This window comes from Bacteroides xylanisolvens XB1A, assembly GCF_000210075.1.
Lineage (GTDB): Bacteria > Bacteroidota > Bacteroidia > Bacteroidales > Bacteroidaceae > Bacteroides > Bacteroides xylanisolvens.
In genome coordinates, this window is record NC_021017.1 from 2,188,240 (window position 1) to 2,202,811 (window position 14,572).

The 14,572-nt window shown below is 42.0% G+C and carries 16 protein-coding genes and 5 tRNA genes; 3 read left to right on the forward strand and 18 right to left on the reverse strand.

Going from position 1 to position 14,572, the window contains the following annotated elements:
* Positions 1–39: 39 nt before the first annotated feature.
* The 15 genes from rplL to rpsU all read right to left on the reverse strand — a co-directional run bounded on the left by rplL (position 40) and on the right by rpsU (position 6,327).
* Positions 40–414: a 50S ribosomal protein L7/L12 gene (gene rplL / locus BXY_RS08970; RefSeq protein WP_004296358.1), complete on the reverse strand. Its 375-nt coding sequence runs from the start codon at positions 412–414 to the stop codon at positions 40–42.
* 47 nt (positions 415–461) lie between these two features.
* Positions 462–980 (reverse strand): 50S ribosomal protein L10, encoded by a 519-nt coding sequence (gene rplJ, locus BXY_RS08975; RefSeq protein WP_004310893.1) that lies wholly within the window; start codon positions 978–980, stop codon positions 462–464.
* A gap of 15 nt (positions 981–995) precedes the next feature.
* Positions 996–1,694, reverse strand: coding sequence for a 50S ribosomal protein L1 (gene rplA / locus BXY_RS08980; protein ID WP_004310894.1), 699 nt, complete (start codon positions 1,692–1,694; stop codon positions 996–998).
* Between the two features lie 15 nt (positions 1,695–1,709).
* Positions 1,710–2,153 (reverse strand): 50S ribosomal protein L11, encoded by a 444-nt coding sequence (rplK, locus tag BXY_RS08985; protein ID WP_004296361.1) that lies wholly within the window; start codon positions 2,151–2,153, stop codon positions 1,710–1,712.
* A 61-nt stretch (positions 2,154–2,214) separates the two neighbouring features.
* Complete coding sequence (gene nusG / locus BXY_RS08990) at positions 2,215–2,757, reverse strand: transcription termination/antitermination protein NusG (protein ID WP_004296362.1); 543 nt, start codon at positions 2,755–2,757, stop codon at positions 2,215–2,217.
* 17 nt (positions 2,758–2,774) lie between these two features.
* Positions 2,775–2,966, reverse strand: a complete 192-nt coding sequence (secE, locus tag BXY_RS08995) for a preprotein translocase subunit SecE (RefSeq protein WP_004296363.1) — start codon at positions 2,964–2,966, stop codon at positions 2,775–2,777.
* A 14-nt stretch (positions 2,967–2,980) separates the two neighbouring features.
* A tRNA-Trp gene (locus BXY_RS09000) sits at positions 2,981–3,053 on the reverse strand.
* A gap of 53 nt (positions 3,054–3,106) precedes the next feature.
* Positions 3,107–4,291: an elongation factor Tu gene (gene tuf, locus BXY_RS09005; protein WP_004307553.1), complete on the reverse strand. Its 1,185-nt coding sequence runs from the start codon at positions 4,289–4,291 to the stop codon at positions 3,107–3,109.
* Positions 4,292–4,342: 51 nt separating this feature from the next.
* Positions 4,343–4,414: transfer RNA gene (locus BXY_RS09010), tRNA-Thr, on the reverse strand.
* 10 nt (positions 4,415–4,424) lie between these two features.
* A tRNA-Gly gene (locus BXY_RS09015) sits at positions 4,425–4,497 on the reverse strand.
* Positions 4,498–4,525: 28 nt separating this feature from the next.
* Positions 4,526–4,608 (reverse strand) — tRNA-Tyr (locus BXY_RS09020).
* 85 nt (positions 4,609–4,693) lie between these two features.
* Positions 4,694–4,767: transfer RNA gene (locus BXY_RS09025), tRNA-Thr, on the reverse strand.
* A gap of 97 nt (positions 4,768–4,864) precedes the next feature.
* Complete coding sequence (gene hpf, locus BXY_RS09030; RefSeq protein WP_004310895.1) at positions 4,865–5,164, reverse strand: ribosome hibernation-promoting factor, HPF/YfiA family; 300 nt, start codon at positions 5,162–5,164, stop codon at positions 4,865–4,867.
* 16 nt (positions 5,165–5,180) lie between these two features.
* A complete protein-coding gene (xerC, locus tag BXY_RS09035) occupies positions 5,181–6,062 on the reverse strand; it encodes a tyrosine recombinase XerC (RefSeq protein WP_015531722.1) in 882 nt (293 codons plus the stop codon).
* Between the two features lie 73 nt (positions 6,063–6,135).
* The gene (gene rpsU, locus BXY_RS09040) at positions 6,136–6,327 is read right to left on the reverse strand and encodes a 30S ribosomal protein S21 (RefSeq protein ID WP_002558090.1); all 192 of its coding nucleotides are present in this window, start codon (positions 6,325–6,327) and stop codon (positions 6,136–6,138) included.
* A 187-nt stretch (positions 6,328–6,514) separates the two neighbouring features.
* On the opposite strand from rpsU, the gene BXY_RS09045 reads away from it, so the two are divergent.
* On the forward strand, positions 6,515–8,296 hold the full coding sequence (locus BXY_RS09045) for an aminopeptidase P family protein (RefSeq protein WP_015531723.1): 1,782 nt from the start codon (positions 6,515–6,517) through the stop codon (positions 8,294–8,296).
* Between the two features lie 148 nt (positions 8,297–8,444).
* The gene (locus BXY_RS09050) at positions 8,445–8,966 is read left to right on the forward strand and encodes a gamma carbonic anhydrase family protein (RefSeq protein WP_004313451.1); all 522 of its coding nucleotides are present in this window, start codon (positions 8,445–8,447) and stop codon (positions 8,964–8,966) included.
* A gap of 142 nt (positions 8,967–9,108) precedes the next feature.
* Here BXY_RS09050 and BXY_RS09055 read toward each other — a convergent pair whose 3' ends face one another.
* Positions 9,109–10,332, reverse strand: a complete 1,224-nt coding sequence (locus tag BXY_RS09055) for a 3-deoxy-D-manno-octulosonic acid transferase (RefSeq protein ID WP_008645736.1) — start codon at positions 10,330–10,332, stop codon at positions 9,109–9,111.
* 13 nt (positions 10,333–10,345) lie between these two features.
* A complete protein-coding gene (gene gltX / locus BXY_RS09060; protein ID WP_015531724.1) occupies positions 10,346–11,863 on the reverse strand; it encodes a glutamate--tRNA ligase in 1,518 nt (505 codons plus the stop codon).
* 94 nt (positions 11,864–11,957) lie between these two features.
* Here gltX and BXY_RS09065 point away from each other — a divergent pair, with 94 nt between their 5' ends.
* Positions 11,958–14,030 carry an HD family phosphohydrolase gene (locus tag BXY_RS09065; RefSeq protein WP_015531725.1) on the forward strand — a complete coding sequence of 691 codons (2,073 nt, stop codon included), beginning with the start codon at positions 11,958–11,960 and terminating at the stop codon, positions 14,028–14,030.
* Here BXY_RS09065 and BXY_RS09070 read toward each other — a convergent pair.
* Entirely contained in the window at positions 14,005–14,475 is a 471-nt protein-coding gene (locus BXY_RS09070) for a low molecular weight protein-tyrosine-phosphatase (RefSeq protein ID WP_015531726.1), read from the reverse strand. The genes BXY_RS09065 and BXY_RS09070 overlap by 26 nt on opposite strands.
* Positions 14,476–14,572 lie beyond the last annotated feature (97 nt).

Below are 14,572 nucleotides of genomic sequence, written 5' to 3' on the forward strand. Positions count from 1 at the left end.
AAGGATTCCTAACCGAATTACCTGATTACCAGGCCAATGTTATTTAAGTTCAACTTCAGCTCCAGCTTCTTCCAATGTTTTCTTCAATGATTCTGCTTCGTCTTTAGCCAAACCTTCTTTTACCGTGCTAGGAGCACCGTCTACCAAGTCTTTAGCTTCTTTCAAACCAAGACCACAAGCTTCCTTAACGGCCTTAACTACTTGAAGTTTAGCTGCACCAGCGCTCTTCAATACTACGTCGAAAGAAGTTTTTTCTTCTGCGGCAGCAGCACCAGCTGCAGGACCAGCAGCAACAGCTACAGCTGCAGCAGCAGGTTCAATACCGTATTCTTCTTTAAGGATAGTTGCAAGTTCATTAACTTCTTTTACTGTCAAGTTAACTAATTGTTCTGCAAAAGCTTTCAAATCTGCCATTTTTTGTATGATTTTAATTGTTTAAATACTTTGTTGATTTTTGAAAATTATTCGGGACGTTCACCAAGAGTCTTGAGAACTCCGTGAAGGGTGTTACCACCTGATTGAAGAGCAGAAATAACATTCTTGGCCGGAGATTGCAACAGGGCAACGATATCGGCGATAACTTCATTCTTACTCTTGATTGAAACGAGAGCATCCAATTGATCAGCACCAATGTAGAAGCTTTCTTCTGCATATGCAGCTTTCAGTCCGGGAATACCGTCTTTCGCTTTGTCTTTGATTAACTTAGCAGGAACGTTTGCAGTATTGCTAAACATAACAGCAGTAGTACCTTTCAAAGAACCGTAAAGAGGTGAGAAGTCTTCTTCCAAGCTTTCAAGTGCTTTGTGAAGCAGTGTGTTTTTAACCAACATCAATTTGATGTCTGATTTAAAACAATCTCTTCTCAATGCACTGGTAGCAGCAGCGTTCATAGCTGTAACGTCTACCAAGTAGAAGTGACCATATTCCTTTACTGTAGCAGCAATTTGCTCTATAATCGTACTTTTATCTTCCTTTCTCATTATTTCTCTGTTTTATTAGATTTCATCCACTGATTTCGGGTCGATTTTAATACCCGCACTCATTGTACTAGAAAGATAAATACTCTTAATATATGTACCCTTTGCTGCGGTCGGTTTCAGTTTGTTCAGAGTAGAGATGAACTCTTTCGCGTTGTCGCGAATCTGATCAGGACTGAATGATACCTTACCGATAGAAGTGTGAACGATACCGCTCTTATCAACTTTAAAGTCAATCTTACCTTGTTTTACTTCTTTTACAGCCTTAGCAACATCCATAGTTACAGTACCACTCTTAGGGTTCGGCATCAATCCACGAGGACCGAGAACACGACCGAGCGCACCAATTTTACCCATGATAGATGGCATAGTGATGATTACATCAATATCAGTCCATCCACCTTTGATCTTTTCAATATATTCGTCAAGACCAACGTAGTCAGCACCAGCTTCTTTTGCAGCAGCTTCAGCATCCGGTGTACAAAGTACCAATACACGTACTTCTTTACCAGTACCATGAGGAAGTGAAACAACACCTCTCACCATCTGGTTAGCTTTACGTGGATCAACACCTAAACGTACATCAATATCCAGTGAAGCATCAAACTTAGTAAAAGTGATTTCTTTTACCAAAGATGCAGCTTCTTTCAGTGAGTATGCTTTCCCTGCTTCAATCTTTTCTGCAGCTAACTTTTGATTTTTTGTCAGTTTACCCATTACAATTGAAGTTTATTAATTATTAACCGGGAACTCCCCTTTTACAGCGATACCCATACTTCTAGCTGTACCTGCAACCATTCTCATGGCAGCTTCCACAGTAAAACAGTTTAAGTCAACCATTTTGTCCTGAGCAATCGTACGAACCTGTTCCCAAGTAAGCTCGGCAACTTTCTTACGGTTAGGCTCAGCAGAACCACTCTTTACCTTAGCTACTTCAAGTAATTGAATAGCAACGGGAGGAGTCTTGATTACAAAATCGAAAGACTTATCTGCGTAGTAAGTAATGATAACAGGTAAAATCTTACCTGCTTTGTCTTGGGTTCTGGCATTGAATTGCTTGCAAAATTCCATGATATTGATACCCTTAGAACCCAAAGCAGGTCCAACGGGAGGTGATGGATTTGCAGCGCCTCCTTTAATCTGTAACTTGATTAGTCCAGCAACTTCTTTAGCCATTTTTTTATTGATTTATATATAAACATTAAACGAAGAACAACAACAGCGTAACAATTCCGCGTTATTCCTTTTCCACTTGCATAAAGCCCAATTCAAGCGGCGTTTTGCGCCCGAATATCTTCACCATGACCTTTAGTTTCTTTTTTTCACTATTCACTTCTTCAATGATACCACTGAATCCGCTGAAAGGTCCAAAAGTAACTTTTACAGTTTCTCCCACTACGTACGGAATATTGAGTTCTTCACCCGTTTCCTGCAGTTCGTCCACTGTACCAAGTATACGATTCACTTCTGATTGTCTGAGAGGCACCGGTTTTTCGGAGCCGCCTAAAAAGCCTATCACATTCGGAGTATTGCGCAGGTGATGAGCGACCTCACCAACCAAAGCAGCCTCCACTAAAACGTAGCCAGGAAGATAACTTCTTTCCTTCACAATTTTTTTACCATTGCGAACCTGGTAAACTTTTTCAGTAGGAATCAATACCTGAGATACATATTCACCAAGGTCGCTGTTCTTAAGATCAGCTTCAAGATATTCCTTTACCTTAGCTTCTTTACCGCTAATAGCACGTAGAACGTACCATTTCTTTTCAATCTCAGCCATTTTCAATTCCTAATTTTTTAATGTGGATAAACGATTTTTTCCATGAAGTTCTGGAAACAGACATCCATACCCCATACTACCAATGCAATAAGCAGGGAAGCATATAAAACAACTACTGCACTGTTAGCAAGTTCAGAATACGTAGGCCACGATACTTTATGTACAAGTTCGTCGTAAGATTCTTTAATATAAGCTATTACCTTTTTCATTTCAATAATATTAGCACGGGAGGAGAGGCTCGAACTCCCGACACCCGGTTTTGGAGACCGGTGCTCTACCAACTGAGCTACTCCCGTGTGTACATAATCAGTTCCCGATGGAAAACCGGGAACTGATTAATTATTGTGTATTAGTCGATAATTTCAGTAATCTGACCAGCACCTACCGTACGTCCACCTTCGCGGATAGCGAAACGAAGACCCGGGTTCAATGCTACTGGGTAGATCAACTCAACTGTAATAGTTACGTTATCACCCGGCATTACCATTTCTGTTCCTTCCGGCAAAGTGATTTCACCTGTACAGTCCATAGTACGCAAGTAGAACTGAGGACGGTATTTGTTGTGGAACGGAGTGTGACGACCACCTTCTTCTTTCTTCAAGATATAAACCTCAGCTTTGAATTTAGAGTGCGGTTTAATCTGACCTGGTTTACAAAGAACCATACCACGTTTGATTTCGTTCTTGTCAATACCACGAAGCAAAAGACCTACGTTGTCACCAGCTTCACCTTGATCCAACAGTTTACGGAACATTTCAACACCAGTTACAACTGATTTCTTATCTTCACCTAAACCAAGGATTTCGATTTCATCACCAACGTGGATAACACCAGTTTCGATACGACCTGTTGCTACAGTACCACGACCTGTGATAGAGAACACGTCTTCAACCGGCATCAAGAATGGTTTATCAACATCGCGCGGAGGCAGTGGAATCCAGTTATCAACTGCATCCATCAGTTCCATAACTTTGTCTTCCCATTTTTCAACACCGTTCAATGCGCCAAGAGCAGAACCACGGATGATAGGAGTATTGTCACCATCGAAATCATAGAATGAAAGAAGTTCTCTCATTTCCATTTCAACGAGTTCCAACATTTCTTCGTCGTCTACCATATCGCACTTGTTCAAGAATACAACCAGACGAGGTACGTTTACCTGACGAGCCAACAGGATGTGTTCGCGAGTTTGAGGCATCGGACCATCAGTTGCAGCACAAACGATGATAGCACCGTCCATCTGAGCAGCACCAGTTACCATGTTCTTTACGTAGTCGGCGTGACCCGGACAGTCTACGTGTGCATAGTGACGGTTAGCTGTTTGATATTCAACGTGAGAAGTATTGATAGTAATACCTCTTTCTTTTTCTTCAGGAGCGTTGTCGATAGAATCGAAAGAACGCAATTCTGAAAGACCTTTCTTTGCCAACACAGTAGTGATAGCAGCTGTCAACGTTGTCTTACCGTGGTCTACGTGACCGATTGTACCAATGTTTACGTGCGGTTTGGTACGTTCAAATTTCTCTTTAGCCATAGCTTTACTTGTTATTTATTTGATTAATAATCAGCATTTACATCCTTTATGAGCTGTTACCGGGATTTGAACCCGGGACCTCTTCCTTACCAAGGAAGTGCTCTACCACTGAGCTATAACAGCAAGAAAAGAGAGCGGAAGACGGGGCTCAAACCCGCGACCCTCAGCTTGGAAGGCTAATGCTCTATCAACTGAGCTACTTCCGCATTCTTGCCAAAGTTGTCACTCTGATTGTGGGCAAAGATGGATTCGAACCACCGAAGGCGTAAGCCAGCAGATTTACAGTCTGCCCCATTTGGCCACTCTGGTATTTGCCCTTTTCAAAATCAAGAAATAAAAGAACTATTTTCAAACAATATGATAAAGACAGATGTTCTATCTTTGTTCTTCGGTTTCTTTTTGAGCCTCTTGTCGGATTCGAACCAACGACCCCGAGATTACAAATCACGTGCTCTGGCCAACTGAGCTAAAGAGGCAAACTTACTAAAAAATGCAACCGTCACGTTCTAACGCGAGCGAAACGGCTGCAAATTTAGTTATTTATTTCTTTCCCGCAAAATATTTGGGATTTTTTTATTTGCTACGTTGCTTTTCCTTGTATTTAACCAGCTGTTTTCCGAGTGCTTCCACATCTAAATCAATTGCTTCTTCAAATGTATCGCATACTTTGCTTGCATAAAACTCTCCATTTGGGATCAATATTTTAATGCCCGCTTCCTTGTTTTCAGCAACTTCTGGTTTAACTACCTTTAATGACACCTCTACTTTCTTTATATCTTCGTAATATTTTTCCAACTTGGACACTTTCTTCTGAATAAATGCCTGCAATTGCTCTGACGCATCAAAGTGAATTGATTGAATTCTAACATCCATACTTACCTCCTTTTTTTTAAGCTCTTGGATGAGCTTGTTTATACACTTTTTTAAGTTCTTCAAATGTGGCATGTGTGTAGATCTCGGTAGTTGTTATACTCTCGTGACCCAAAAGTTCTTTTACCGCCCCCAGCTCTGCTTCATTATTCAGCATTGTGGTAGCAAAAGTATGCCTCAACACGTGAGGACTCTTTTTCTTCAACGTCGCCACCTTTGACAGGTTCCGTTTCACTAAATTATAGACTAGATTCTTGTAAAGCCGTTCACCATTCTCTCTAATAAAGAAAGCTTCCGACCTTTCCGGAATCGTTTCGTTTCTTACACTGATATATTCAAGCATCAACTCCTGCAGTTCGTCACCGAACGGAATCAGCCGTTGCTTGTTTCTTTTCCCAGTCACTTTCAGAAGAGAAGCCGAAAAATCCACATCCTTATTATCCAGACCTATCAATTCCGAAAGCCTCATGCCGGTAGCATAAAACATTTCAATAATCAACCGATCCCGACAGCCTTTAAACCCTTCGCCAAAGTCCGTTTCATCCAATAACCGATTCATTTCGTTCTCTTTTAAGAACACAGGCAACGGCTTTTTGTTTTTAGGTCCTTTTATTTTACGCAAAGGATCTATAGTCGTTTCTCCCTGCCTCAAGAGATACTTGTAAAACGTTCGGAGCGAACTTAGCTTACGATTTACAGAAGTTGAGGTATACCCTTTATCCATCAATGAAACAATCCATTCACGAATCAGTTCCGCCTCGACCTCTAACGGATTAAATTTTCCATACTCTTCCTGAGCAAACTCCTGCAGTTGCTTTATATCTTCACCGTACGCAAGAACGGTTTTTTCAGAATAGTTCCGCTCATACTGGAGATAATCAAGAAAAGATTCTATCAACATAATATCGCTACATCTAAAATCGTGCAACGAATGTATGAAAAGAATTCAATAATTCAAAGGAAATTACGAATTATTAATCTTCTACTTGCTGAAGTTGTTGTACGTAAACTGCGCGTTCTTTCTTAAGTCTTTTAGTTACAGACGGTTTATCAAACTGTTGTCTGCTTCTCAACTCTTTTACAATGCCAGTCTTTTCAAATTTTCTTTTGAACTTCTTCAGCGCTTTTTCAATGTTTTCGCCTTCTTTTACAGGTACTACAATCATTTTGTTACTATTAATATGTTATGATTAAAAAATTCTGCAGTCAAATTGCGCCGCAAAATTACACATACTTTCTTTATTCACAAAACTTTCGGCAAATATTTCTCAAAAACTATTCATAAACAAGTTATTAAATGCAGAAAGTTAGTACCTTTGAAACACTTACATGTCTATAATAATATAATAAAGTATGAAACAGAGCATAAAAGAGCGAGTGCATGCACTGCGCATGACCTTTCATCCCAATTCTATCAAAGCGTTCATTATTCCCAGCACCGACCCTCACCTTAGTGAATATGTGGCTCCCCACTGGATGTCACGCGAGTGGATTTCCGGTTTTACTGGTTCTGCCGGAACAGCGGTTATCCTGATGGATAAAGCAGGATTATGGACCGACTCACGTTATTTTCTGCAAGCTACAAAGGAATTGGAGGGCAGCGGCATTACCTTATATAAAGAGATGTTGCCGGAGACTCCCAGTATTACAGAATTTCTCTGCCAACACTTAAAACCTGGAGAATCTGTAAGTATCGACGGGAAAATGTTCTCTGTGCAACAGGTCGAACAGATGAAAGAAGAACTGGCGGCACATCAGTTACAGGTCGACATATTTGGAGATCCATTGAGTAGCATTTGGAAAGACCGGCCCGCCATGCCTGATTCTCCTGCCTTTATTTATGATATCAAATATGCAGGGAAAAGCTGTGAAGAGAAAATATCCGCCATCCGTACGGAATTGAAAAAGAAAGGTGTCTATGCTTTATTCATATCCGCGCTTGACGAGATCGCATGGACTCTCAATTTGCGAGGAAACGATGTACATTGCAATCCGGTCATAGTAAGTTACCTGTTAATCACACAGGATGAAGTGACTTATTTTATTTCACCGGAGAAAGTGACGGCAGAGGTAGAGACTTATCTAAAGGAACGGCAGATTGGGATACAGAAGTATGATGAGGTAGAGACATTCCTGAATTCTTTTCCGGGAAAAAACATTCTGATTGATCCACGGAAAACGAATTATTCTATCTATTCGTCTATTAATCCGCAATGTTCTATTCTTCGTGGCGAGTCGCCCGTCGCATTATTGAAGGCGATTCGCAATGAACAGGAGATCGCCGGCATCCACGCTGCCATGCAACGGGATGGAGTAGCACTCGTCAAATTCCTCAAATGGCTGGAAGAATCCGTATCTACCGGAAAAGAGACAGAATTAAGTATAGATAAAAAGTTGCATGAGTTTAGGGCTGCACAGCCTCTCTACATGGGGGAAAGTTTCGACACGATTGCAGGATATAAAGAACATGGGGCAATCGTACATTATTCGGCTACCCCGGAAAGTGACGTGACTCTTCAGCCCAGAGGGTTCTTACTCTTAGATTCAGGAGCTCAATATCTGGACGGAACCACTGACATCACCCGAACCATTGCCTTAGGCGAACTTACAGAGGAAGAAAAAACAGATTATACCCTTATATTAAAAGGACACATCGCGTTGGCTATGGCCAAATTCCCTACCGGAACCCGTGGAGCCCAGCTCGATGTACTAGCCCGTATGCCTATCTGGAACCACAGGATGAATTTTCTTCATGGCACAGGACATGGCGTCGGACATTTCCTGAGTGTACACGAAGGTCCGCAAAGTATTCGTATGAATGAGAATCCTGTCATTTTGCAGCCCGGTATGGTTACTTCCAATGAACCTGGTGTTTATAAAGCAGGCAGTCACGGGATACGTACGGAGAACCTGACGTTGGTTTGCAAAGATGGAGAGGGAATGTTTGGAGAATATCTTAAGTTTGAAACTATCACTTTATGCCCAATCTGCAAAAAAGGGATCATCAAGGAGATGCTGACAAATGAAGAAATTGAATGGTTAAACAGTTACCATCAGACTGTCTACGAGAAGTTGTCACCGGATCTTAACGAAGAAGAAAAAGTTTGGTTACAAGAGGCGACTGCTTCCCTTTAAAAAGAACTTGTCTGACACCCGGGTGTCAAGCATACTGAGACCCGGGTGTCAGACTGCTCAAGACCCGGGTCTCATACATCACGACACCCGGGTGTCGTACAACATAGAACTGCATTAAATAAAAAACTTTATTAGAAACAAATATTATATGGCTTTAATTAAATCAGTACGAGGTTTTACTCCCGAAATCGGAGAAAACTGCTTCCTCGCAGATAATGCAACTATTATAGGAGATGTAAAAATAGGAAATGATTGTAGCATTTGGTTTAATACAGTATTAAGAGGTGACGTCAACTCCATACGAATCGGCAATGGTGTCAACATTCAGGATGGAAGTGTCTTGCATACGTTATATCAGAAATCGACTATTGAAATTGGCGATCATGTATCCGTAGGGCATAATGTTACCATTCATGGGGCGACCATCAAAGATTATGCATTGGTAGGGATGGGGTCAACCGTCCTGGATCACGTCGTAGTTGGCGAAGGAGCAATCGTTGCCGCCGGTTCGCTGGTATTAAGCAATACCATCATTGAGCCGGGAAGCATTTGGGGAGGGGTACCCGCGAAATTCATTAAAAAGGTAGATCCTGAACAAGCCAAAGAACTGAATCAGAAGATTGCTCACAATTATTTGATGTATTCGCAATGGTATAAGGAAGATAAATAGCAGACTCTAACAAGTTAATAAAAACAGCGGGACATTCTAATGAAAGAACATCCCGCTGTTTTTATAAGATTTTTTATAAAGCCGTTTTTTTACAAAAAGCGAATTCATTGGATTCATCTCTTTTCGACACTATTTCCTCTAATCAAAAATTAATCATGTGCATAATCTTTTCTGTAGCTCCGGCATTACTAGTCACATAATAACCTGCATTTGTTCCGGTTTCACGCAAGAACAATTCATCCGCCAAGAAACGATCCAGCAAAGTTTTCAGTTCATCATAATCTTTGATGGAATAAGCGCCTTTTGCTTCGAGCAATTGAACGGCTTCCATAAATTTCTGATACTTCGGTCCGAAAATCACCGGAATACCATATACAGCCGCTTCCAATGTGTTATGAATACCTACTCCGAAACCTCCACCGATATAAGCTATTTCGCCATAACGGTAAATAGAGGACAGCAGTCCGAAGCAGTCTATAATAAGACAATCCGCTTTCAATACATTCCTTTCGTCGGCACGGGTATAGCGCACATACGGACGTTTCAATTTACCGATGATTTCAACCAGGTGATTCTCGTCAATCACATGCGGAGCAATAATCAGTTTCATTTCCGGATGGTTATTGAAATATTCGAGGAATAAATCTTCGTCAGGTCCCCATGAGCTTCCGGCAACAAAAGTAAAGGAATTGGTTCCTTTAAATTTCTCTACCAACGGGAGTTCTTTAGCCTCTTCACGGATTTGCAACACGCGGTCAAAACGGGTATCTCCCACTACTGTCACACGGCTGATACCGATTTTCGACAAGTAACGTTTGGATGCCTCATTCTGAACAAATAGATGATCGAAATCTTTCAATACATTGCGATAAGTTCCACCGTACCATTTAAAGAATATTTGTTCGCGACGGAAGATAGACGATACACTATATACCGGAATACGGCGTTTGTGAAGTTCATCCAGATAATTCTTCCAAAACTCATATTTGATAAAGAACGCCATGCAAGGATTTGCAATATCCAGGAACTTTTTCACATTCCGGGGTTTATCAAACGGCAGATAGCAGACAATATCCGCCCCCCGGTAATGCTTACGCACCTCGTAACCGGAAGGAGAGAAAAATGTCAGCAATATCTTATAGTTAGGATACTTCGCACGAATCATTTCTATCAGAGGGCGCCCTTGTTCAAACTCTCCCAGTGAAGCAGCATGAAACCAAATATACTGTTCCCCTTTCTCCACTTGCTGCCGCAGGAGTTCATACACTACCCAATGCCCTTTCATCATCTTTCGGGGCTTACGGCTAAACGGAGCAGCCAAATGGACGATAAAGTCATAAATGACTATTGCCAGGTTGTAAAGCATAGTACTGTGTCGATTACTTCAAAACCTCTACCGCACGTTTCATGCGAGCTATCGTCTCTTCTTTGCCCAATACCCAGGAAATATCGAACATGTGCGGGCCTTTTCCTTCACCCACTAATGTCAGACGGAAAGCATTCATGATATTACCTGTATGATAACCTTTCTCCGCAATCCAATCCATAACGACTTTTTCCTGTCCTTCAATACTAAAGTCTTCAATGCCGGCAATCACTTCTGCCAATTCGGTCATACATTTTGCAGAATCTTCTTTCCAACGTTTTTTCACCGTCTTTTCATCATATTCGGTAGGAGCAACGAAGAAGAAGCTACATACGTCCCACAGTTCTTTAATGAAACTTACCCGATCTTTCATCATGCCAACCACAGTCACCACTTTTTCGAAAGGAGCTTCTACACCATGTTCTTTCAGGAAAGGCAAGAACAGTTCCGCAATTTCTTCGTTAGGTTTCTGCTGTATATATTGATGGTTGAACCATATTCCCTTTTTATAGTCGAACTTGGCACCCGACTTGCTGCAACGGTGAAGATCAAACAATTTAATCAATTCGTCCATTGACATCACTTCCTGGTCATTGCCCGGGTTCCATCCCAATAAAGCAAGGAAATTAATCACTGCTTCCGGCAGATAACCCGATTCACGATAACCTGAAGAGATTTCTCCCGATTTCGGATCGTGCCATTCCAACGGGAATACAGGGAATCCGAGACGGTCACCGTCACGTTTACTTAATTTTCCATTGCCTTCCGGTTTCAGCAATAAAGGCAGGTGGGCAAATTCCGGCATTGTATCTTCCCAGCCGAAAGCACGGTACAACAACACATGCAAAGGAGCGGAAGGCAGCCATTCTTCACCACGAATCACGTGGGAAACTCCCATCAAATGGTCGTCCACGATATTTGCCAGATGGTAAGTCGGCAGTTCATCAGCCGATTTATAAAGCACTTTATCATCCAGAATGGATGAGTTGATAATAACTTCGCCACGAATCAGGTCATTCACATGTACATCTTCATTCGGTTCGATTTTGAAACGAACGACGTATTGTTTGCCTTCAGCAATCAGTGCATCCACTTCTTCCTTCGGCATGATTAATGAGTTGCGCATCATTCCGCGAGTAGATGCGTCATATTGGAAGTTAGCAATTTCAGCACGCTTAGCGTCCAGTTCCTCCGGAGTATCAAAAGCGATGTATGCTTTTCCATTTTCCAGCAAAACCTGCACATATTTCTTGTAGATTTCGCGGCGCTCCGACTGGCGGTACGGACCACATTCGCCACCGAAGCTCACTCCTTCATCAAAGTGGATACCCAACCACTTAAAAGATTCGAGTATATACTCTTCCGCTCCCGGAACGAACCGGTTAGAATCAGTATCTTCAATACGAAATATCAAGTCTCCGCCGTGTTGACGCGCAAATAGATAATTATACAAAGCTGTACGCACACCACCGATGTGCAGTGCTCCCGTAGGACTTGGAGCAAAACGAACTCTTACTTTTCTTTCTGCCATAATTTGGGTTAGTATAGGTAAATCGTGGCAAAATTAAACCTTTTTTCCCACACTATTGTTTTTTTTTGTACTTTTCGCAAAAATTTCAGTGGATATGGAACATTTGAAGAAGAAAAAAAGTTTTTCATGGAGAGATTTACTATATAAATCACTGCTATTTGTGGGCACTGTGACGCTGATTGTTTATTTCCTGCCACGTGACGGAAAATTCAATTACCAGTTTGACATCAATAAGCCCTGGAAATATGGGCAGCTGATCGCTACTTTCGACTTTCCTATTTATAAAGAGGATGCAGTAGTAAAAAGAGAGCAAGACAGTCTGATGGCTTTCTTCCAGCCTTATTACCAATTGGATAAAGACATCGAAAAAAATGCAATCGCCAAACTGAAAGAGAATTATCACACCAACCTGAAAGGAATTCTTCCTTCCATCGATTATTTGCGGTATATCGAGCGTACCTTAAAAGAAATCTATCAGGCAGGTATCGTATCGACAGAGAATATACAACAGCTTCAAAAAGACAGCACTTCATCCGTCATGGTGATTGACGATAAACTTGCCAACCCGCAGGCTACCGAAAACATTTACACGGTAAAGAAAGCGTATGAACACCTGCTAACAGCAGACTCGACCCATTTCAACCGGGAAGTATTAAGGCAATGCGCGCTGAACGAATACATTACTCCCAACCTCACTTTTGACGAGGAGCGCACCCAGGCTGCCAAAGAGGAGATATTAAATAATTATTCCTGGGCAAACGGACTGGTAGTCAGCGGGCAGAAGATTATCGACCGTGGAGAGATCGTTAGTCCGCATACCTATAATATCCTCGAATCATTGCGCAAAGAATCCATCAAACGCAACGAGTCTATGGGACAAAACCGTTTGATTCTCGGAGGTCAGGTTCTGTTTGTGGGTATGCTGATGCTTTGTTTCATGCTTTATCTCGATTTATTCCGGAAAGACTATTATCAACGAAAAGGCAGTCTGTCGTTACTATTCACCCTGATTGTGTTCTACAGCGTCATAACGGCTTTCATGGTGACACATAATATATTTAATGTGTACATCATCCCATACGCGATGCTGCCGATTATCATCCGTGTCTTTCTTGATTCGAGAACCGCTTTTCTGACGCACGTCATTACTATATTGATATGCTCCATCTCCTTGCGCTTCCCTCATGAGTTTATTCTGACGCAGTTGGCAGCGGGATTAGTGGCGATATTCAGCCTAAGGGAACTATCGCAGAGATCCCAGCTTTTCCGAACGGCCTTATTAGTGATACTGACTTATGCAGCCATTTATTTTGCTTTCGAACTGATGACGGAGAATGGTCTTTCCACCGACTTTTCGAAGTTGAATATACGTATGTACACTTACTTTATCATTAACGGAATCCTGTTATTATTCACTTATCCTTTATTATTCTTATTGGAAAAGACTTTCGGATTTACTTCCAATGTTACTTTGGTGGAACTTTCGAATATCAATAACGATCTTTTGCGGCAGATGTCTGAAACGGTTCCCGGAACCTTCCAACATTCCATGCAGGTGGCTAATCTGGCAGCGGAAGCCGCTATCCGCATTGGAGCAAAAAGCCAGTTAGTACGTACGGGGGCTTTGTATCACGATATCGGGAAGATGGAAAATCCGGCTTTCTTTACGGAGAATCAGTCGGGAGGGGTTAATCCGCATAAGAATTTGAATTACGAACAAAGTGCACAGGTCGTTATCAGCCATGTGACGGATGGATTGAAACTGGCGGATAAACACAATCTGCCTAAAGCGGTCAAAGATTTTATCAGCACTCATCACGGACGGGGAAAAACAAAATATTTCTATATTTCCTGGAAGAACGAGCATCCGGACGAAGAGCCGAATGAAGAATTGTTCACTTATCCCGGACCGAATCCGTTTACCAAAGAGCAGGCTATCCTGATGATGGCGGATGCTGTGGAAGCTGCCTCGCGCAGTCTTCCGGAATATACGGAAGAAACAATCAGCAACCTGGTCGACAAGATTATCGACTCGCAGGTTACTGAAGGTTACTTTAAGGAATGTCCTATCACTTTCAAGGATATAGCAACTGTGAAAGCTGTATTCAAGGAGAAACTAAAGATTGCTTATCACACCCGGATCAGTTATCCGGAGTTAAAGAAGTAAGCAGACCGGCGCAAGCGTCTTCCAACACATCGAGTACATATTCAAATCCTTCGGCCCCTCCATAATAGGGGTCGGGGACATGATCTGCAGGAATACGGGTGCAGTACTCCGTCATGCGATGAATCTTCTTCCATTCTTCGGGAGAAGGTGCTTTGTCTTTCAGGTCGTCTATGTTCCGGTCGTCCATACCGATTATCAAATCAAAATGATAGAAATCTTCTGTACGGATGGGGCGCGAACGATGCACCAATTGGTAACCGCGACGAGCCGCGTGAGCACGCATCCGGCTGTCCGGCAGTTCGCCCTGATGATAAGACAAGATTCCGGCGGAATCTATCACAAATTCTTTTTCCAATCCCGCTTCTTTTATCAAATGAAGCATCACGCCTTCAGCCGTAGAGCTACGGCAGATATTTCCAAGGCAGACAAACAATATCTTTTTCATAATTTCAGTTTTAACAGATTCAAGAATAAGCTAAATGATAATTTTGCGGAGTGCCCTGAAAGGGCTTAATTATATAGCGTAGGGCAACGCCCTACGC